The 20,682-nt window shown below is 64.1% G+C and carries 17 protein-coding genes and 1 pseudogene; 5 read left to right on the plus strand and 13 right to left on the minus strand.

The window, feature by feature from the left end:
* Position 1: 1 nt before the first annotated feature.
* The 3 genes from fixJ (at position 2) to AABA86_RS28320 (ending at position 1,897) form a co-directional block, all read left to right on the plus strand.
* Positions 2-619, plus strand: coding sequence for a response regulator FixJ (gene fixJ, locus AABA86_RS28310; protein ID WP_212247856.1), 618 nt, complete (start codon positions 2-4; stop codon positions 617-619).
* A 59-nt stretch (positions 620-678) separates the two neighbouring features.
* A complete protein-coding gene (locus tag AABA86_RS28315) occupies positions 679-1,095 on the plus strand; it encodes a response regulator transcription factor (protein ID WP_212247855.1) in 417 nt (138 codons plus the stop codon).
* A gap of 103 nt (positions 1,096-1,198) precedes the next feature.
* Positions 1,199-1,897 (plus strand): helix-turn-helix domain-containing protein, encoded by a 699-nt coding sequence (locus AABA86_RS28320; RefSeq protein ID WP_338309159.1) that lies wholly within the window; start codon positions 1,199-1,201, stop codon positions 1,895-1,897.
* Positions 1,898-1,975: 78 nt separating this feature from the next.
* Here AABA86_RS28320 and AABA86_RS28325 read toward each other — a convergent pair whose 3' ends face one another.
* From AABA86_RS28325 to AABA86_RS28340, 4 genes are read right to left on the minus strand one after another with little or no spacing between them, the layout of a single operon-like run.
* Entirely contained in the window at positions 1,976-3,262 is a 1,287-nt protein-coding gene (locus tag AABA86_RS28325; RefSeq protein WP_338309160.1) for an MFS transporter, read from the minus strand.
* 23 nt (positions 3,263-3,285) lie between these two features.
* Positions 3,286-3,804 carry a PRC-barrel domain-containing protein gene (locus AABA86_RS28330; protein ID WP_212247853.1) on the minus strand — a complete coding sequence of 173 codons (519 nt, stop codon included), beginning with the start codon at positions 3,802-3,804 and terminating at the stop codon, positions 3,286-3,288.
* 20 nt (positions 3,805-3,824) lie between these two features.
* A complete protein-coding gene (locus AABA86_RS28335) occupies positions 3,825-6,029 on the minus strand; it encodes an amylo-alpha-1,6-glucosidase (RefSeq protein WP_338309161.1) in 2,205 nt (734 codons plus the stop codon).
* Between the two features lie 58 nt (positions 6,030-6,087).
* A complete protein-coding gene (locus tag AABA86_RS28340) occupies positions 6,088-7,851 on the minus strand; it encodes an ABC transporter ATP-binding protein (protein ID WP_338309162.1) in 1,764 nt (587 codons plus the stop codon).
* A gap of 275 nt (positions 7,852-8,126) precedes the next feature.
* Between AABA86_RS28340 and AABA86_RS28345 the strand changes: the two genes are divergently transcribed.
* Positions 8,127-9,197, plus strand: a complete 1,071-nt coding sequence (locus AABA86_RS28345; RefSeq protein WP_212247849.1) for a glycosyltransferase family 4 protein — start codon at positions 8,127-8,129, stop codon at positions 9,195-9,197.
* Positions 9,198-9,414: 217 nt separating this feature from the next.
* On the opposite strand, the gene AABA86_RS28350 is transcribed toward AABA86_RS28345, so the two are convergent.
* The 5 genes and pseudogenes from AABA86_RS28350 to AABA86_RS28370 form a co-directional block, all read right to left on the minus strand.
* Positions 9,415-11,343 (minus strand): alkyl/aryl-sulfatase, encoded by a 1,929-nt coding sequence (locus AABA86_RS28350; RefSeq protein WP_338309164.1) that lies wholly within the window; start codon positions 11,341-11,343, stop codon positions 9,415-9,417.
* A 181-nt stretch (positions 11,344-11,524) separates the two neighbouring features.
* Positions 11,525-12,805, minus strand: a complete 1,281-nt coding sequence (locus AABA86_RS28355; RefSeq protein ID WP_246550205.1) for a TRAP transporter large permease — start codon at positions 12,803-12,805, stop codon at positions 11,525-11,527.
* 219 nt (positions 12,806-13,024) lie between these two features.
* Positions 13,025-13,501: pseudogene (locus AABA86_RS28360) on the minus strand (TRAP transporter small permease); the annotation flags it as partial.
* A 155-nt stretch (positions 13,502-13,656) separates the two neighbouring features.
* A complete protein-coding gene (locus AABA86_RS28365) occupies positions 13,657-14,658 on the minus strand; it encodes a DctP family TRAP transporter solute-binding subunit (protein ID WP_212247842.1) in 1,002 nt (333 codons plus the stop codon).
* Between the two features lie 197 nt (positions 14,659-14,855).
* Complete coding sequence (locus AABA86_RS28370) at positions 14,856-15,626, minus strand: methyltransferase domain-containing protein (RefSeq protein WP_338309165.1); 771 nt, start codon at positions 15,624-15,626, stop codon at positions 14,856-14,858.
* Positions 15,627-15,772: 146 nt separating this feature from the next.
* On the opposite strand from AABA86_RS28370, the gene AABA86_RS28375 reads away from it, so the two are divergent.
* Positions 15,773-16,516, plus strand: coding sequence for an SDR family NAD(P)-dependent oxidoreductase (locus tag AABA86_RS28375; RefSeq protein WP_212248148.1), 744 nt, complete (start codon positions 15,773-15,775; stop codon positions 16,514-16,516).
* A gap of 60 nt (positions 16,517-16,576) precedes the next feature.
* Here AABA86_RS28375 and AABA86_RS28380 read toward each other — a convergent pair whose 3' ends face one another.
* From AABA86_RS28380 to AABA86_RS28395, 4 genes are read right to left on the minus strand one after another with little or no spacing between them, the layout of a single operon-like run.
* Positions 16,577-17,194 carry a DsrE family protein gene (locus AABA86_RS28380; RefSeq protein WP_338309166.1) on the minus strand — a complete coding sequence of 206 codons (618 nt, stop codon included), beginning with the start codon at positions 17,192-17,194 and terminating at the stop codon, positions 16,577-16,579.
* A 24-nt stretch (positions 17,195-17,218) separates the two neighbouring features.
* On the minus strand, positions 17,219-17,848 hold the full coding sequence (locus AABA86_RS28385) for a hypothetical protein (RefSeq protein ID WP_338309167.1): 630 nt from the start codon (positions 17,846-17,848) through the stop codon (positions 17,219-17,221).
* Positions 17,845-18,912, minus strand: coding sequence for a TAXI family TRAP transporter solute-binding subunit (locus tag AABA86_RS28390; RefSeq protein ID WP_246550178.1), 1,068 nt, complete (start codon positions 18,910-18,912; stop codon positions 17,845-17,847). The genes AABA86_RS28385 and AABA86_RS28390 overlap by 4 nt, the downstream gene beginning before the upstream one ends.
* Before the next feature lie 39 nt (positions 18,913-18,951).
* Positions 18,952-20,586 carry a hypothetical protein gene (locus AABA86_RS28395; RefSeq protein WP_338309169.1) on the minus strand — a complete coding sequence of 545 codons (1,635 nt, stop codon included), beginning with the start codon at positions 20,584-20,586 and terminating at the stop codon, positions 18,952-18,954.
* Positions 20,587-20,682 lie beyond the last annotated feature (96 nt).

Here is a 20,682-nt window from a genome sequence, read left to right on the forward strand (position 1 = left end):
CATGACCACCAAGGGACATATCTACGTCATCGACGACGATGCGGCGATGCGGGATTCGCTGAACTTCCTGCTGGATTCCGCCGGCTTCGGCGTCACGCTGTTCGACAATGCGCAGAGCTTCATCGACGCCCTGCCCGGCCTCGCCTTCGGCTGCGTCGTCTCCGACGTGCGCATGCCGGGACTCGACGGGATCGAGCTGCTCAAGCGGATGAAGGCGCAGCAAAGCCCGTTTCCGATCCTGATCATGACCGGTCACGGCGACGTGCCCCTCGCGGTCGAGGCGATGAAGCTGGGGGCCGTCGATTTCCTGGAAAAGCCGTTCGAGGACGACCGCCTCACCACCATGATCGAATCGGCGATCCGCCAGGCCGAGCCCGCCGCCAAGAGCGAGGCCGTCACGCAGGACATCGCCGCCCGCGTCACCTCCTTGAGCCCCCGGGAACGCCAGGTCATGGAAGGGCTGATCGCGGGCCTGTCCAACAAGCTGATCGCCCGCGAATACGACATCAGCCCGCGCACCATCGAGGTCTACCGCGCCAACGTCATGACCAAGATGCAAGCCAACAGCCTGTCGGAACTGGTCCGCCTCGCAATGCGAGCCGGCATGCTCAACGACTGAGAACGAGCCGGATTGAGGCAAGTCAAGGCTACTTCCCGGCGCCGTGCTAGCCAAGGAGCATGATCGAGGTCGGTTCACATTATGAGCGGCCGTCGTCCTCATCGCTCCCCATTGTCTACGTGGTCGACGATGATGCCGCCGTCCTGGGCTCTCTGCGTTTCCTGCTGGAAACCGACGGCTTTGCCGTGCGGACCTTCAGGAGCGGCACTGCGTTGCTCAACGCCGGCGGTTCGCGCGGGGCGGACTGCTACGTGATCGACTACAAGATGCCGGACATCAACGGCATCGAGCTGGCAGGCCGCCTGCGCGAGGCCGACGACAGCACGCCCGTGATCCTGATTACCGGCTATCCGGACGAGAACATTTCGACCCGGGCGGCAGCTGCGGGCGTCAAAGACGTGGTTTTGAAGCCGCTTCTCGACGAAAACCTGGTCAAGCGCATCCGCCGCGCCATTCAGGACAGCCCCCGCGCGTGACCTACGGGATTCTACGTAGGTAGACCCCCTTAAGATATCGCTCGAAATTTTCGAAGCCCCCGATACCGCGTACCAAAGCGTCATCACAACGGAGATGGCGCAGATGCTCACCCAGACCCTCAACACCCAGGCGATCAACACCCAGATTGTTGGCAAGATCGCCCCCGCCCATCCCGTCACCGACCAGTTCGGCGCCATCACCGGCCATGTCGGCCTCGTCGCCACCGAGTTCTCCTACCGCAAGGACGAGGAAATCTACGGCGAAGACGAGCCGGCCGAATATGTCTACCAGGTCGTGACCGGCGCAGTGAGCAGCTACAAGCTCCTGTCCGACGGCCGCCGCCAGATCGGCGCCTTCCATCTTCCCGGCGACGTGTTCGGCCTCGAATCCGGCCCCGCTCACCGCCTTGCTGCCGAAGCCATCATCGACACCACCGTGCGCCTCGTGAAGCGCGCCAGCCTCGAGAAGGCCGCAGGCACCGACGTCCAGGTCGCCCGCAAGCTCTGGGCGATGACCGCCTCCGAGCTGCGTCATGCCGAGGACCACATGCTGCTGCTGGGCCGCAAGACCGCGATGGAGCGCGTTGCGACCTTCCTGCTCGAAATGGACCGCCGCCTCGCCGTTGCCGGCATGATGGCACTGCCGATGTGCCGCCGTGACATCGGCGACTATCTCGGCCTCACCCTCGAAACCGTGTCGCGCGCGCTGTCGCAGCTTCACGCCCAGGGCATTCTGGGCTTCTCCGGCGCCCGCCAGATCGTGCTGCGCAACCGCCAGCGCCTGCAACATCTCGACGCCTGATCTTCGCTATTCTTCCTCCTCCCTACCCACTTGGCCGGCCGAACGCGTTTCGGCCGGCCATTTTCTTTGGCTGGCGAATCATGCCGTGCGCCGCGTCTCCGGCATCACGAAAAGAACCAGCAGGAGCCCGGTCGCGGCAACGCCGGACAGCCCGATGAAGGCGGTCGCATTGCCGAACTTGTCGCTGACATAGCCTCCGAGCGCGGTGCTTAAGGATGCGCCGATGCCGGTCGCGGTGCCGACGATGCCCTGTGCCAGGTTGAAATGGCCGCTGCCGAAGGCGACATCGGCGACGATCAGCGGAATCATCACCGCGAACACCGCCGCCGTGAGGCCGTCGAACACCTGCACCGCGACCAGCAGATACGGATCGCGCACGGTCGCAAACAGCAGGCCGCGAATCGTCAGCGCGCCGAATCCGATCAGTAGCAGCGGCCGCCGGCCCCACGCTTGCGCCTTGCGCCCGACCGTCGGCGACAGCAGCGCCACGATCGCCTGCGGGACGACGATGCAAAAGGCGACGAGCACCGTCGCCCATTGGGCGGACCGCGCCGTCACCGCGCTCGCCATCAGTGGCATCATCGCGGCGTTCGCGAGCTGCAACAGCAGCACGCTGAGGGCGAAGATGATGAGCGGCCGCTGCCGGATCAGGTGCCAGATATTGGTGTCGCCACGCTCGGCCGCCTCGCGCGGCATCTCACCGTGACAGCGCGCAATGTCGACCTCGTGCTCGCGGATGCGCGAGAGCGCGATCAGGGTCGGAATCACGAGCAGGAAGGTGACCAGGAACACCGCGCGGCTCGACAGGAGATAACCGACGGTGCCCATCACCGCCGCGGCAACGCCGCTCCCGAGCGAGGCAAAGCGCGCGTTGCGGCCGAGCCGCTCGCCGATCGCGAGCGGGCCAACGAGGCCAAGGCTGATCGCCGCAATCGCCGGCCCCAGCACGCAGCTCGCCGCCGCGTGCAAGGTAGCCGCGGCCACCACCACGGGAAAGATCGGCATCGCGGCATAGGCCAGCGCGCAAGCGCCGATGGTCGCGATTGCGAGGGCGGCGACCAGTCGCTCCGATTTCGCGGCATCGATGATCGCCCCGCCGGGCATCTGCCCGATCAACGCGACGATGCCGCCGATCGACAGCACGAGGCCGATCTCGACCTGGGTCCATTTCTGGGTCGTCAGATAGACCGCGATGAAGGGACCGAATCCGGTCTGCACGTCGGCGAGGAAGAAGATGAACCAGTCGAGACCGCGCAGGCTCTGGCGCGACGGCGCAGGAATGCCCGCGGCCGTTGGCGCGGCGACGTAGTCCTGCTCGGCGCGGCCGTCACGATCTGCATGGTTCGGCTTCCTCGACAACAGCACAGGCGGTCAGCCCTCCCGGCACCTCACTGGATCGCTTGCAGCGGTTGAAGGCTGCCGGACGCGCCGAGCACGACGATCGGCGTGTCTTCCTTGTATTCCGGCGCGGCTGCGACCTGCGCCTTGGTCAATTCCAGCGTGATGCTGTCCTTCTTGTTGACAATCTTGCCGAAGCGCAATGCGTTCCAGTCCACCACGATCTTGCGGCTGCCGACACCGAGAAACCCGCCGAAATCGATGGCCGCGGCGCGGACATGGCCGCCGCGATCGACGATGACGTCGACGATGCGGCCCATGTCCTCATCCGCGGCGCTGCGTACGTCGCGGCCGAGCACGCCATGGGCTTCGCTCGCGCCGATGATGGTCACAGACGGCGGCGGCGCGGCGTCCTTCGGCGTGACCGGGACGGCCGAGGTCGGCGACGGTGCCGTCGGCGCTTTCGCCTCGCTCGGCCCTGCAGGCGGCTCATCTGCGGCGCGCGATGTGGTCACCGCCAGGCCCGCGACGATGGCTATGCCAAGGATCAACGCTCCGATCGCACGCATGACACTCTCCCTGCGCGCCGCTAGCGCGCCAGCACGATCGAGACCTGGATCTGGCCGCGCGTGCGCAAGACTTCCAGTGCCACGTCGTCGCCGTGTCGGCTGACACGAAGGTCGACGCTGGATCCGCCGAGCCTGAGATCGCGCAGGATCACCTCGTGGAGGAACGCCGGCAGATGCGGGTTGCGCAGGCGAATCTCGTTGCGCGCCACGTCGAACTCGATGCCGAGCGCCGCCTCCAGCAGCGTGAACGGCGTCGCGCTGGCCCAGGCCTGCGGCGCGCAGGCGACCGGATAGAGCGTCGGGCCGCGGCGCTTCTCGCGCCGGAAGCCGCAGAACAATTCGGGCAACCGGCGCAGGTCCATATAGGTGGCGGCGTCGAACAGCCCCTTGAAGACATGCGCGACCGAATGCTTGAGGCCATAGCGCGCGAGCCCGAGCGCGATCAGCGCGTTGTCGTGCGGCCAGATCGACCCGTCATGATAGGACATCGGGTTGTAGCGCACCTCACCGACGGCGACCGTGCGGATGCCCCAACCCGAGAAGAAATGCGGCCGCATCAAATCGGCGGCGACGAGGCGGGCACGGTCCTCGCGGATCATGCCGCTGAACAGCACCTGGCCGGCGTTCGATGTCCGCACCTTGCAGGGCCGCTTCTTGCCGTCGAGGGCGAGAGCGTAGCTGCTGAGCTCTTCGCACCAGAACGCCTCCTCGAAGCGCTCAGCCAGCGTCCTGGCTTCGGCCTCGAGCTTGCGCGCACGGTCGGGCTTGCCGAGCCTCAGCGCGCAACGCGCGGCGAGCTGCTTGGCGGCGTAGACATAGCCCTGGACTTCGGCGAGCGCGATATTGCCTTCGGCAAGCTGGCCGTCGGCATGGAAGATCGCGTCGTACGAGTCCTTCCAGCCCTGGTTGGCGAGCCCCTTCTCGGTCGCGCGCTGGTATTCGACGAAGCCGTCCTGGTCCGGATCTCCGGGACCGTCGATCCAGGCCAGCCCCGCCTCGATCGCCGGCCATAGCTCGATCAAGGTCTTCTCGTCGCCGGTCCGTTCGAAATAACTCCCGGCGAGCAGCACGAACAGCGCGGTCGAATCGACGCTGCCATAATATTGCGCGAACGGCACCTCGCGCAGCGCCGCCATCTCGCCGCCGCGCATCTCATGCAGGATCTTGCCGGGCGCGGCATCGGCGAGCGGATCCACCGCCTTGGCCTGGAAATGCGCAAGCCGGCGCAAGACGCCCTTGGCGACGCGCGGATCGACCCACAGCATCTGGAGGGCGGTGATCAGGCCATCTCGGCCGAACGTCGTCGAGTACCAGGGAATGCCGGCATAGGGATAACGCCCCTGCGGCGTCTCCGTCATCAGCATGTTGAGGTCGGCCATAGCCTGGCACAGCACCTCGTTGAAGATGTTGTTCGAGGTCTCGATGCTGGCGGCGCCCATCGTGGACCGGCGCATCTCGCGGCGATGGGCGAGCAGGCCCCTGAAGAAGCGTGCGGGCTTCTCCGCGACCGGCCGGTTGCAGGATACGGCGACGAACAGCGATTTGGACTCGTGCGGGTCCAGCTCGATCTGCCAGGTCGCGGCATTCACCGACAGCCGCGTCGGACGCGGGTCGAAATGCAGGCCCGTGGTGCGCTCGGTGTCGTCGAGGCCGCGATATTCGAACAGCACGTCGGTCGGCCCGAGCAATTTGCTCGTGCCGGCCCCGCGGCGCGGGCGGCGCTCGCCGCGGACCTCGAACAGATCGGCAAAGTCGTTGTCGAACAGCAGCGTCAGCTCGAAACTGGCCCGCCCGTCGCCGTGGTTCTGCACGCCGATGCGCTGATAGGCCGTGCCGCGCCACAGGAAGATCGTGCGCACGATGTGCAGCAGGTCCTTCTGGAAGACGAGGCGGCCCTGACGGTAGATGTCGGGATTGGTGAGATCGACGGTGAGCGACGAATTATCGTCGCGCAGGTTGGAGCCGAGCAGCAGCGGCTGGAGGTCGTCGAGCACGAGCTCCAGCCGCGCCAGATAGCGCGTGTCGTAGTGAAAGAGACCGTCCGGCCCGCCGGCGGAGGCGCCGATGTCGCCATGGCTGTCGAGCACGATGAAGGTGTCGTCGTGCTTCAGGGACCGCCGCGGCCGGGCGGACGGCCCGGTCATGGGAATGTAGAAAGGCTGTTCCGCAACCTGTTCGGAGGTGCGCGTCACGGAGACGAATTGGGCTACGGCTTCGGCCGACATGAGCTGCTCCCCTGCGCTTGTTTCGAAACGCAACCGACTCGAGAACGCGACTGTGGGTTTACGCGGCGGCTTGCGCGAGCCGGCTCATTTCCCGCGTGACCAGCTCACGATATGGCCCGTGGCCCTGCATCAGACGCTCCGGCGAGCCGTCCTCGATGATCTTACCATGCTTCAGCACCACCACGCGGTCGAAATTGCGCAGCGTCGCCAACCGGTGCGCGATCGCGATGACGGTCCGGCCGCGCATAAGGCGCGACAGCGCCTCGCGGATCGCTTCCTCGGACTCGCTGTCGAGTGCCGCAGTGGCCTCGTCCAGCAGCAGGATTGGCGCGTCCTTGAGGAAGGCACGCGCGATGGCGATGCGCTGGCGCTGGCCGCCGGACATCTTGACGCCGCGGTCGCCGACCATGGTGTCGAGACCATCGGGCAGGCTCTCGACGAAATCGCAGCGCGCCGCGATCGCCGCGCGCAGCACCTCGTCGTCGGTCGCGTTCGGGCGGCCGTAGCGGATGTTCTCGCGGATGGAGCGATGAAACAGCGAGATGTCCTGCGGCACGACGGAGATCGCCTCGCGCAGGCTGAGCTGCGTGACCATCGAAATGTCCTGGCCGTCGATGGTGATGTTGCCCTCGTCGGCATCGTAGAATCGCTGCAGCAGCGTGAACAGCGTGGACTTGCCGCCGCCGGACTGGCCGACCAGGCCGACGCGCTGGCCGGGCTGGAGCCGCAGGCTGAACCGCTCGAAGATCTTCTCAGCCCCGGGATAGCCGAAGGTGACGTTGTTGAACGCGATCGCCGCGCCGCTCTTCACCAGCGGCTCGGCGTCGGGGTGATCGCGCAGATCGTGCGGCACCAGCAGCGTGGCAATCGCCTCGGTCAGCCGCGCGACGTGCTGGGTGACGTCGACCAGCGCCACCGCGAGATCGCGCGTCGCATTGAGAATCGAAAGGCCGAGCGTGCAAACCAGCACCACGTCGCCGGTGGTCGCCTCGCCCTTCTGCCAGAGGGTGATGGCCCAGGCCATCAGCGCCACCGTCAACAGCACGGTCACGCCGGCATGCGTGAGCCGCAGTTTCTCCAGGTAACGCAGGCTGCGGCCGCGAGCGGTGAGCTCCCGGTTCACCGTGGCGTCGAACCGCTCGTGCTCGTGGCCGATGCCGCAGAAGGCCCGCACCAAGGGCATGTTGCTGATGACGTCAATCATCTCGCCGTCGACCACGGCGGCCTTGTCGGCGAAGTCGTCATGCAGCGGCTTGCCGGCGGCGGCGAGACGGAACATGGCAAGCACCATGCCGCCGGCAATCACGATCAGGCCAAGCGCCATGTAAGGACTGACGGTTCCAATCAAGGCGATTGCCGCAATTGTGGCAATGCAGGGCGGCAGCACGTTCCAGACCAACATGTTCTCGACCGTGAACACCGCGTTCGACGTCGCCGTGATGCGGCTCGTCAGCATCCCGGGCATCCGGTCCGAGAAGTAGCTCGGCGCGTGGCCGGTCAGATGACGAAATATGTCACGCCGTAAATCACCCGTGACGCGAACGAAGGTGAAGCTCGCCGTCCAGCTCGCGATACGCCAGAGGAAGTTGTCGGCGGTGATCAGCGACATGAGTAAAATGAATGCCAGCCATACGCCACCGCCTTGCGAAGGACCCGCAGACAAGGCGTCGACAAGGGATTTGACCCCATACTGGGTGCCTACGGAGCAGGCAACCGCTCCAACGACCGCGGTCAGGATCACCAGATGCGATGCCATTCGCATCCGAAGATAGCGCAAGACAAAGGCAAATGGCCTGCGCGCATATCCAGAAAGTTGATCCATATGGCTATCGCCCCGTTCTGCTGATCTTCATTTTGTTACTGATCGACTGAACATCGACCAGTTCGCCTCGGTTCCCGGGCAACGTCATCACGACATGCGGATGCGGGCGATCTGCGAAGATGTGATGGCAGCATCGCGACGAAACCGGACGTGTCTAATAAGTAACGTTCGGAGGAAGGAACTTCGCAAGTGCGGGAACGTTCCCTTGGCTGGCATTGCCGGTGCCGGCACGCGGGGGCTTTCTACGATCATGATCGCACAAAGGAGATGGTGAGATGCGCATCGCGCAGGTTGCTCCGTTGACGGAGGCTGTTCCACCCAAGCTGTATGGCGGCACCGAGCGGGTGGTGCATTGGTTGACGGAAGAACTGGTGGCCCTCGGGCACGACGTGACGCTTTTCGCCAGTGGCGACTCGCAGACCTCGGCCAAGCTGGATGCGTTGTGGCCGAAGGCGCTCCGTCTCGACGGTTCCGTGCGTGACCCCAATGCACTGCACATGGTGCTGCTGGAGCGTGTGCGGCAAAAATGTGACGACGAGGAGTTCGACTTCCTGCACTTCCATCTCGACTATTATCCGTGGTCGTTGTTCCACCGGCAGCCGACGCCGTTCCTGACCACGCTGCACGGCCGGCTCGACCTGCCGGAGCATCAGCCGGTGTTCAACACCTTCTCCAAGATGCCCGTCATCTCGATCTCCAATGCGCAGCGACGGCCGGTGCCGCAGGCGAACTGGGTGACGACGATCCATCACGGTCTTCCGGAGAATTTGCTGACGCCGAAGCCGGCGAAACAGGAATACCTCGCCGTGCTCGGCCGCATCGCGCCCGAGAAGGGCGTCGACCGCGCCATCAAGATCGCGACCCATTGCGGCATTCCGCTAAAGATCGCGGCCAAGGTCGATCGCGCCGATCAGGACTACTACGACGAGCTGATCCGGCCGATGATCGAGAACAATCCGCTGGTTGAGTTCATCGGTGAGATCAGCGATCACGAGAAGTCGGAATTCCTGAGCGGCGCGCTCGGCCTTCTGCTGCCGATCGACTGGCCGGAGCCGTTTGGTCTCGTGATGATCGAAGCCATGGCCTGCGGAACGCCGGTCGTTGCCTTCAACCGTGGCTCGGTGCCTGAAATCATCGACGAGGGGCTGACCGGCTTCATCGTCGAGGACGTGCTCAGCGCAGCCGGCGTCGTCGGCCGCCTCGCCCAACTCGACCGCACCGCGATCCGCAGGCAGTTCGAGACGCGTTTCACCGCGCGGCGGATGGCACTGGACTATCTCGCGGCCTACCGCAGCCTCGCCGAGGAAAAGGCGCCGCGGATCAAGCTGGTGAGCAGCGCGGAGTAATTGCCAAACCCTCAGCTGTCGTCCCGGACAGCGTCAGCGCAGATCCGGGACGCCCGCGCGAGCGCTTGCGCTCGTCGCGATAACCACAGGACGTTGTTTGGCGAAGACTCGGAGTGACCAGCTCGCGCCTAAACCTCTCCCTGGGGTTATGGGTCCCCGCCTTCGCGGGGATGACAGCGGGGTGTGACGCGCCCTCAGCGCGTCAACACGACCTCCCCTACCTCACCACCGCCCGCTTCGGCTCGACGATCTCGAACATCCTTGGGAATTCGTCCATCAGGCCCATAAGCTCGGCGAGCTTCATGGGGTTGCCCGACAGCTTCACCTTGCCGGCGGCGACCGCTTCCGGAAAGCTCGTCAACTTGGCGATCACCTCGTCGAGCGTTGCGCGCGCCAGCGTGAAGCTGGCATCGGCGCCCTCCGCCTGCACGCCCTCGGTATAGGTCAACGCGCAGTTCTCCAGATTGAGCACGAAGGTCTCGCCGGTATCCGAAAAGCTCCAGTTCAGCACGATGTGCTTGCCCTCGGCCTTGGGACCGTTGAGGCGGATGCCGAGCACGTCCCAGAGCTGGGAGGTGCGCAGCGCCGCCAGCGTCTCGCGCGGCATCGGCGGGCGCGCCGGCACCTTCGGCATGCCCTGGCGCAATTCCTGCGCGCCGAACAGATAGGCGTTGCGCCAGGTCGCGCTTTCGGCGGCGTAACCGAGCTGCTCCAGCGTGTCGGCCAGCAGACTGCGCGCCGCCGCATTGTCCGGCTCGGCGAAGACGAGATGGCCGAGCACTTGCGCGACGAAACGAAACTCGCCCTTGTCGAAATCGGCACGCGCCCGCGCGAGGATCGCATCCGCGCCGCCCATATACTCGACGTATTTCTTGCCCGACTCCACCGGCGGCAGCGGATCGAGATTGACCGGGTTGGCGTCGTACCAGCCGAGGTATTTCTGGTAGATCGCCTTCACGTTATGCCGGATGTGGCCGTAATAGCCGCGGCCGTGCCAGGCGCCCTCCAGGCTCTCCGGCAACTGGATCGTCTCGGCGATCTCGGCCGCGGTGAGGCCGTGATTCATCAGGCGGATGGTCTGGTCATGCGCGAATTTGTAGAGATCGCGCTGCTGCCGGATCATCGCGCCGATGCGCTCAGCTCCCCATACCGGCCAGTGATGCTGGCCGCACATCGCTTCCGCCTTACCGTCCCAGAGCTGCAAAGCCTCGTTGAGGTACTTCGACCAGGCCAGCGCGTCGCGCACGTCGGCACCGCGGAACGGCAGCAGATTATGGAAATTGTGCGTGCAGTTCTCGGCGAGGTTCAACACCCTGTAGCGCGGGATGAAGAAGTGCATCTCCGCCGGCGCTTCGCTGTTCGGGGCCATCTGGAATTCGAATTCGACGCCGTCGATGACGCGCCTGTCGCCGGTCGCCATGATCAAATCGGTCGGGCGCAGCAGCGCGACCGAGCCTGCCGCCATCGACTTGCCGAGCCCGCAATCGACCTGACCCCGCGGCCCCTTGGCGAGCAGCGGCCCGAACTGGTACTGCGCCCGCCGCAGCATCGCGGGGCCTGCGATGATGTTCTCGGACACCGCGTGCTCCATGAACAGGTTCGGCGCGATGATCGGCACACGGCCGGTGGCGAGCGCGTCCTCCTCCAGCACGCCGCGCGCGCCGCCCCAGTGGTCGGTGTGGGTGTGGGTGAACATGACGGCGGCGACCGGCTTCAGGCCGCGATGCCTAAAGTAGAGATCGAGCGCGGCCCGTGCCCCCTCGATCGAGGTCAGCGTGTCGACGACGATGACGCCGCTGTCGCCCTCGATCAGCGTCATGTTGGCGATGTCGAGCCCGCGCACCTGGTAGACACCGGGCACGACCTCGAACAGGCCGTGCTGCATGTTGAGACGCGACTGCCGCCACAGGCTCGGATTGACCGTGGGCGGCGCCTGTTCGTCCGCCAGGAAGCCATAGGGCGCAAGGCTCCAGACCGTCCGCCCCTGCGGGTTCGTGATCGCCGCATCCTCGATCGTGCCAAGGAAGCCGCGCGCGGCATCGTCGAAATCCCGCGTGTCGGAAAACGGCAGCGCGGTGAGCATCGCCGCTTGCTGCGTGATGACGGACGCGCTCGCGTCCTTCGGCTCGCTGCTGGGTTCAGTCATGCTCGCTCCTCCCGGGACGGTGTTCTCTTCCCTTCTCCCCTTGTGGGAGAAGGTGGTGCGGGGCGCCGGATGAGGGGTTCTTTCCATTGGCAAGACTGGTCGTGAGGAGAGAGCCCCCTCACCCGGCTTCGCTTCGTGAAGCCACCCTCTCCCACAAGGGGCGCGTCCATCGCTCGCGCCGCTACATCCCCAGCAAGCGCGGCAGCCACAGCGACAGGCCGGGCCAATACGTCACCACCACCAGGAATCCCAGCATCGTCAGCAGCCATGGCCACACCGCGACGGTGAGCTCGGTGATGCCCATCTTGGCGATGCCCGAGGCGACGTAGAGGTTGAGGCCGACAGGCGGATGGCACAGGCCGACCTCCATGTTGACCGTCATCAGGATGCCGAAATGGATCGGATCGATGCCGAGCTTGATCGCGACCGGAAACAGGATCGGGGCCATGATCAGGATGATCGAGGATGGCTCCATCACGTTGCCGGCCAGCAGCAGCAGCAGGTTGACGAGGAGCAGGAAGCCGATCCACCCCAAGCCCTGGTCGATCATCCATTGCGCCAGCGCTTGCGGCACGTTCTCGTAGGTCATCAGGAACGAGAACAAGACGGCGTTGGTGATGATGTAGAGCAGCATCGCCGACAGATTTGCCGACGACAGCAGCACCCGCGGCACGTCGCTCAGTTTCAGGTCCTTGTAGATGAACACCGCGACGATGAAGGCGTAGACCGCACTGACGGCGGCAGCTTCGGTCGGGGTGAACAGGCCGCTGTAGATGCCGCCGATCACGATCACGATCAGCAGGATGCCCCAGATCGACTTGCGGAAGGCATCGAAGCGCTCGAACAACGTTGCCTTGCGCATCCGCGGATAGTCGTTGCGCCAGGCCCGATAAAATGTCGTGGCGCCGAGCAGCGTGGCCAGGACCAATCCCGGGATGATGCCGGCGATGAAGAGCTTGCCGACCGAGCTGTTGGTGGAGACGGCGTAGAGCACCATCGGGATCGACGGCGGGATGAGAATGCCGAGCGAGCCCGACGTCGTGATCACGCCCGCGCCGAACCTCTTCGGAAAGCCTTGTGCGACCATCGCCGGCAGGATCACCGAGCCGATCGCCACCACGGTCGCCGGCGAGGAGCCGGAAATCGCGGCGAACAGCGCACAGGCCACCACCCCCGACAGCGCGAGACCGCCGTACCAATGGCCGACCAGCGAGGTCGCGAAGGTGATCATCCGCCGCGCCACCCCGCCATGAGTCAGGAAGTTGCCGGCGAGGATGAAGAACGGGATCGCCATGATCTCGAAGTTCTCGATGCCGGTGAACAGCTTCAGAGCCACCGATTCCGTTCGCACGTCGGTCAGCGTGAACATGAAGCTGAGCACGGTGAGACCAAGCGCGATCGAGATCGGCATGCCCGTCAACATCAGCGAGAGCAGCAGTGCGAACACGATGAAGACGCGCAAGCCCTGCGGCAGCGTGATGAGGTGAGCCGAATGAGCGAAGCAGATGGCGACGATCAGCACCGGCAGCAGCATCAGAATCCAGCCGAGCGGGCTGCGCTCGTCCCGGACGACCTGGCTGGGCGTGACCGGGGCCGGATGCACCGGGTCCACCTCCACGCCCTCGACGCCGGCCATGTCGTGATGCGGCAGCTCTCCGGTGCGATGGAACGACCAGGCGACCTGCAGGAAGCGGAAGCACATCAGGCCGGAGCCGATCGGGATGGTGAGATACACCATCCACATCGGTGCTTCCAAATCGTTGGACTGCTGGCCGGTCTGCCACATCTGCCCGACGAACGCGGCGCCGAAATAGGCGACGATGGCGGTGAAGAGAGCACCGCACAACAGCCCGAAGGTGATGACGCGCCGGCGCGATCCGCCGGGCAGGATGTTGACGAGCACGTCGACGCCGACATGGATTCCGGTCCGCACGCCGTAGGCGGCGCCGAATTTCGCCATCCAGATGAACATGTAGATGCAGAGTTCCTGCGCCCAGGACAAATCGAGCGCGGCAAGCCAGACGAACGCCGCGCGCGCCGGGACGGCGAGGAAGGAAAGATTACGGGCTTCCGCCCATTTGGCGATGTCGATCGACAGGCCGGCGCCGTAGCGGTGCAGCACGGCGACGAAGATGAGCGACGTCGCAGCCGCGATCATCGTCGCGATCAGCCATTCCTCGAGATGATCGAGCACACGATTCAGCACACGCAGCAACTTCGTCCCCCCAGCATTGGCTCGTCCATTCAAGAGCGAAACGGCCGGGAGTGCGATCACGCCCGACCGTTGCCGTTGCTCTCGTCAGGGCGCGGCCGTCAGTTCATCTTGACGTCGAGTTCCTTGGCGACGAGATCGAGCACTTCCTGCCCGACTCGGCCCTTTGCCCATTTATACGTCGGCTGCATCGCTTCCTGCCATGCCTTGCGATCCGCGTCAGTCAGATAATGCAGCGTGGTCTTGCCCGTCTTCTTGATCTCGGCCAGCGCGTCCTCGTTTTCCTGCCGCGCGATCGAGTTGGTGTAGTCGGTCGCGTCCGCCATCGCCTTGTCGAGTTGGGTGCGGATGTCGGGCGGCAGGCCCGACCAGAACTTCGCATTGACGATGACGGCATATTGCAGATGGGCGTGATAGGACACGGTGATGTCCTTCTGCACCTCGTAGAATTTCTGCGTCAGATAGTTGGAAGCGGTGTTCTCGCAGCCGTCGACCACGCCGGTCTGGAGCGCTTGGTAGACTTCGGAGAACGCCATGATCTGTGGGATCGTCCCGAGCAGGCGGAAATACTGGTCCGCGACCTTCGATCCGGAGATGCGGACCTTCAAGCCCTGAAAATCGGTCGGCTTCACCAGAGGACGGTTGGCGGAGAGCATGTGGAAGCCGTTGTCCCAATAAGCCAGCCCGGTGATGCCCTTGGCCTCGAGCTTCTGGAACAGCCACTTGCCGACCGTGCCCTTCATCGCGTTGGAATAGGTCGCATCGTCCTTGAACAGCCAGGGCAAGTCGAGCGCCTCGAACTCCTTGATGCCGAGCGGCGCGAATTTCGCGGTCGAGGGCGCGAGCATCTGCACCGAGCCGAGCTGCAGCGCCTCGATCTCCTCCTTGTCCTTGTAGAGCGTGGAGTTCGGGTAGATTTCGACCTTGACCTTGCCGTCGGTATATTTCTCGGCGAGCTCCTTGAACTTCAGCGCGCCCTTCCCCTTCGGGGTGTCGTTGGCGACGACGTGGCTGAACTTGATGACGATTGGAGTTTGGGCCTGCGCAGCGGCAGGGGCCAGAATCAGCGCAGCCGCCGCGACCGCAAGAAGCAGTTTACGCATGAAGCCTCCCTAACAACCCCAGACAAGCCGGGTGCTTTTTGTTTTGCAGGTCAGTAGTGGCAGCAATCCGCAGGCCGAACAACTAGACCTAAGCCCAATTTGCCGCAGCCAAGCTATCTTGACGAGCGCTGTCTACGCAACCCGGCAGTTGCTTCCGTGGTTGGGAACGAGCCCTTATGTCGCATTGCGGCAGTGCATCAGCTCTTCCGCTGCACAACCATGAAGAGGCGGCGGAACGGAAACAGGGTCTGCCCCGCCGCATTCTTCGGATAGGCCTTCGCAACCCGCGCGCCATAGGCAGCTTCAAATGCGATCTTCTCCTCGCCTGCGAGCACGTCGAGATAGCGCGTCAGCCAGGTCCCCTTGGTCCATTCCTTGACGGGGTTCTCGCCTTCGAGGACCTGCAGATATTCGGTCTCCCAGATGTCGATGCTGGCCGACATCGGCGCAAGAAGATCGTGATAGAAAGCCGGCCCCTCCACCGGCGGCGGCGTCACGAGATGCTCGACCTTGGATCGCCACGGACCATCGAGCGCGGTCTCACCGATCAGCACATGCGACGGCGCCAGAAAGTTGCGCGGCATCTGCACCGCAAGCATGCCGCCGGGCTTCACCTTCGCCATGACCGATGGAAACAGCGCCTTATGATCGGGCAGCCAGTGCAGTGCGGCATTGGAATAGACCAAATCATATTGCTTCGCCGGACTCCAATGCCCAAGGTCTTCATGCGACCATTCCACGTCCGGCGCCGCCTTGCGGCCGGCGGCAACCATCTCGGCCGAGCCCTCGACGCCGGTCACGCTCGCCTCTGGCCAGCGCTCCCTGATCAGTTTCGTCACGTTGCCGGCGCCCGCGCCGAGATCGACAATCTCGCGCGGGCCAAAATCCGGAATCCGCATCAAGAGGTCTACGGCGGGCCGGAGCCGGTGGCCGGAGAATTTCAGATATTGCTGCGGATCCCAGACCATCGCTCAACGCCTTTTTCTTTTTCGTGTTTCCTTCAACGTCGCTCTTGGTTACCACTGCTCGTCCCGCTCAGGCAATTCGCAAGGCCCGCGGGACGGGCAGGAAACGAACAGCAATAAGCAAGAACCAGACAAGAGAGCGTGTGACCATGGACCTCGGGCTCAAATCGAAAACCGCTGTCGTCACCGGCGCGAGCATCGGCATCGGCCGGGCCATCGCCAAGGGCCTCGCCGCCGAGGGCGTGCGTGTCGTCGGCGTGGCGCGGCGCACCGATCTTCTCGCCGAGCTGGTGAAGGAGGAAGGCTCCGGGCTGATCACGCCGTTCGAGCAGGACGTCATGGCCAAGGACGCGGCGGAGCGGATCGCAGCCTTTGCGTTGAAGGAGCTCGGCCATGTCGACATCCTCATCAACAATGCCGGCGGCAGCCGCCCCCTGCCGGTCGATGCCCCCGACAGCAAATGGGACGAGGCGATCGCGCTGAACTTCACCAGCTACCGCCGCATCGCGCATGCGCTGCTGCCGCAGATGATCGAACGCAAATGGGGCCGCATCGTCAACATCACCGGCAAGTCCGAGCCGGAAGGGCTCAACGCGGCGTTCGCCGCCAAGGCCGCCGTGCACGCCTGGGCCAAGGGCCTGTCCCGCGAGATCGGCGAGCACGGCATCACCATCAACTGCATCCCGCCCGGCCGCATCATGAGCGAGCAGATCCGCCGCAACTACGCGCCTGATTATCGCGAGCGCTTTGCGGAAGAGGAAATCCCGGTCGGCTATTGGGGCGAACCGGAGGATCTGGCCGCACTCGCGGTGTTTCTGGCCTCGCCGGTGGCGCGCTACATCACGGGCACGGTGATCCCGGTGGACGGGGGACTGAGGCGGTATCAGTTTTAGGGTTGGCCTCCCAAATCCACAGCCCGCGAACGCACGCCCTCTCCGGTTTGCCGCCGGATCTCACGGTTTGACGTAGCTCCAGCCCTGCTCCTGCAGCTCCATGACGCGGACGACGCCGGATTTGACGATCGTGGCCTGTGGAATCAGGTTTATGTCCTTGTTCTCCGCCTTGCGCATGTTTTCCTGCGTGTTGCCACAGGCTTTAAAGGAGATTTCGGGATGGCTCATCGCGAGCACCTCGATGCGCGGCTTTACCGGCGAGGTGTCATCGCGCAGCATGTGAAGGCCTGGACCAAAGGTGACGACCTCGATCGACACTGGTTCACCGAGATCGCGATAGTATTGCGCGACGTTGCTCGCATTGTTGAGCGTGAGGTTCATCATCGCAGGTTCGTTGGAATTGACCTGCAGCACCAGCCGGTGCGGCTTTTTCGCACTCTCGGTCTTCGTAGCCTGAGCCATCTTCGTGTTGTTCGGAGGATCCTGCCTGATCGCGTGGTTCTGCCGCGGCTTGCTCACCTGCTTCTGTCCACCCGGATGCTTCGGGTTGCTCGCCTGGCTCTTCTCGCGCGCCTGCGGGATCCACTGGGTGTCCTGCTGCGCCTGCGCGCCTGGTCCGACCAGAAGCAGCATCGTCAAGCCGCCGATGACTGCCATCACCAATCTTGGATTGATCATCTCGTGTCTCCCAATTCCTGACCATCACCTACCCGGTCTTGCGACGGCATGTGGCCATTTGCATGCAGCCGCCATTTTCTTGCGCACGTTTTCGAATCCGCTGAGCAGGAATTGTCCGTCCTGCGCCGGGCCAGTGCGGGTGAAAAGGCTCACAACGATGTGACCGTCGTCGGGCAGTGAGCTTAACAGCTTTACGACGTCGCCCCCGAAGGCGACGCCGGAGCCGAATGACGGCGACGCTGCTGCGAGTTGCATTGGCGTATCCGCATTCAGCCGAAAGGAGATGACGTATTCGTTGGCGCTGCGTGACAGCGCCGGTCCGGCGACTATGACTTCCGTGCGGCCTCTGCGGCAGTGGATTGCGAGCTGCATCGCGGCGCCATCCGAGCTGCCGACAGAAGTGGCGGTGGCGGTGACGACCGGCAGATAATCGACTGGCGAAGTCGTCTCGCTGACGATCCAGCCAGCATCCCGGCTGCCCCGACTGGACGGTGGAATCTTGCGCGATAAGTCTTGCAGGCATTCCAGCCGGGCTTGTCCCTCCATCGCCGAACAAGCCCTAAGTGTTTCCATGGGATCGCTCGTGCTTTGCGCGTAGGCGATACCGCAGGCGACGTTGAAGGCGACAGCGAGCGGAGGAGCGGCAGTCTTCATGGCCTCGCCTGTACGCTGCGCGCTTTGCGATCCAGCCATTCCTGCGCGGCTTGGAAGCGGGTGAGACCCGGGACGGATGCCGCAAGATTGATCGACTGCCATTTCGGATCGAAGCCTGGTGCCTGCAGGCGGTCGATGCGCGAGAACAGGTACTCGACAAGGCGAGCCACGCGTTGGTAGCGATTGGAGCCTGGCGGCCAGTTGAAAGCGACAAGCGCTGTCGGGACCGCGATGGTCGAGACCCGCTCACCCTGCTTGATCAGATTAGGATACTCATTGGCGTCCAAGGTCGCGGGCAGATAATAGTCCTCGAACATCTTGTCGTAACGGATCGGGAGGAACTTGAATCCAGCCTCCCAGCGGCCCTTTACGAAGGCGTCGACGGGTTTCGATGTGATGAACACCACGGCCGACATTTCGCCTTTGCGCATCTGTTCCAGGGCAAGCTGATGCGGGATGAATGTCTTTTCGACATCGATCCCGAGACGGCTGAAGATCAGTGGTCCTGAATAGGCGGCCGCAGTTCCCAGGGTGTTGAAGTTCACCTTCTTGCCGACAAGATCCTGCAGGCTTGTGATTTCAGGCCGCACAAAAATGTGCAGCTCGGATGGGAAGAGATTGAGCAGATAGGTGATGCGGCTTCGGATCTGCGGTGCCTGGATCTTATACTCCTCGAGCGCGTCGGAATTGATGATGGCTGTGTCGACGCCGCGCAAATAGAGCAGCGCATTCAGATTGTCGGTGGCCCCCCGGGTGACGATCGGCAGGAGATGCAGGTCTGCTCCGTCGTCGACGACGCGAGCCATTTCTGCGGCGAGGCGGATCGGCGCGCCCTCGAGCAGGCCTCCGGCGAGCCCGACCGTCCAGGCGTTCATCCGGTCCTTTTCGTTCTCGTTCGGAAGCGGCCGTCGGACGAGCTGTGCATCGGCCTTGGCATTTCTCGCCGTTTGCGCTTCCAAGCAGGCCGTTTGAAGCATCATGGCGACCGGCACCAACCAGGTAAGCAGGAGCAACGAGCGTGACTTTGGCGCCTTGTTCATGTCGTTCCCTTCCGGCTCAGCCATCGCAGGCTTTCGTTCTCTCGGACTGCAAGAAGCCCATTCTCATGGTCGCAACGCATCCAGCCGTTCCTTCGCTTCGCGAATCCCGCCCCTGTGTGCCTTCGCGTAGAGTTCGCGCGCCTTGGCCGCTTCGCCGCGAGTTCCATAAGTACCCCAGGCGGATAGAACCGCCGGATCGTAGGTCTCGGCGAGCATGAAACTCGCTTGCGCAATGTCTTTCTCAGCCGCGAGCTCGAGTACAATGCGTGCTGCACCAATATTTCCCTGATCGAGCAGCGCCCTGGCACGCGGGATCAAACGGGCCTCCGCCTCGTTCTGGACCGCGGCGGTCGGTGGCTCCGCCACTTCCACGCTCCGCGTCGCCGGCAAGACCGGGGCGTCATTTGCTTGCTCGGCGAGGACGCGCTCATGGGTGGAGCGCCACCCCGGTGCAAGATCTGTCTCCCTGGCCTCGGTTTTGCTCAGTTCCTGTTTCAGCGTCTGCCGCAGTTCACTGATCTCTCGTTTCGCGGCCTGTTTCTGCTGCAAGGTCGCATTTTCGGCCTCGCGCAATTGCACGTTGCGGGTTTCGATCTCCCGGCGCACTTCGGCAAGTTCGCTCTCCAGCGCAGCGGCGTGCGCCTGAGCCGCTTCGAGAGCGCGGCGTTGTTGATCGGCATCGGCAGCTGCTGCCTGCGCTGCTTTGGCTTCCGTGACGAGAACGGCATTCTTTTCCCGCTCTTGCTGCAGGGACTGCCGCAGTTCGGCAATCTCCGGCCCCGCCGCCTGGCTTTGCTCCGGGGTCGCAGCTTCCGTCATAACCAAGCGGCGCGGCATTCCGGCGAGTTCGCTCGCGAGCGCGGCGGCGCGCAACTGCGTCTCGTGGCGTTCCTGCTCAGCGCTCGCTGCTGCTGCCTGTGCGGCGTTCACCTGCCTTGCGCGGACGGCGCTATTTTCCCGCTCGCGCTGCAGAGACTGCTCTAGTTCCGCGATCTCCCGCTGCGCCGCCTCTCTCTGCTGCGCGGCCACATCCTCCGCCTTCCGCGATCCTGCGTCGCGGGCATCGATCTCGCGGCGGAACTCAGCAACTTCGTTCGCGAGCGCAGCGTTGCGCGCCTGCTGCTGTTGCAGCGACTGCCGCAACTCGTCCGCCGTAATCTTTGCGGCGTGGGCGTGCTGGACCGCCTCCTCAAGTTCCTTGCGCGCCCCGTCCAGTTCACTGGCGCGCGCATTACTGTGCAAAGCATCTCGATCGGGCCATGGCTCAGGCTGCACCATGCCCGCCGGCACCGTGTACGTCAGGGCTCCGCTCGCTTCGCGCTGCAGGAGCGCTTGCGACCCCGCCCCTATTTCCGGCCGTTGGTCGGAGCTGAGGGCATTCTCGCCGCCGATTTGCGTCCTTTCCGGAATCGCTCGTGCGCCGAAAGTGTCGAACACACCCAGTAAAGCCGCTCCAATCAGGATCGCAGGAAGCAAAATGAGAGCCGCTGCGAGCGGATTGCCCAATGGTCCGCCGTCTGGGTCAATGTCCTCAGTTTCGGGATACCAATGGGTCGGCTCAGCGTCGATTGGAGCGCCGTCTTTGGAGACCCATTTGCCTGCTTGAGGCGACCAGCGAGCGACGTCAACGACCCCGGTCGCATCTTCCACCCAGATGTCTTCTCCGTCCCTGGGTGCAGTCTCAATCGGTCGGCGCATCGATCACGCCTCTTTAGATAACGGCTAGAGCGGCGCGATTGCTCCGCCTGTTTCGCAGTTCGGCATGGACGAAAAATTCCTTGGATCGAAATGACT

Source organism: Bradyrhizobium sp. TM233 (assembly GCF_036247965.1).
Lineage (GTDB): Bacteria > Pseudomonadota > Alphaproteobacteria > Rhizobiales > Xanthobacteraceae > Bradyrhizobium > Bradyrhizobium ottawaense.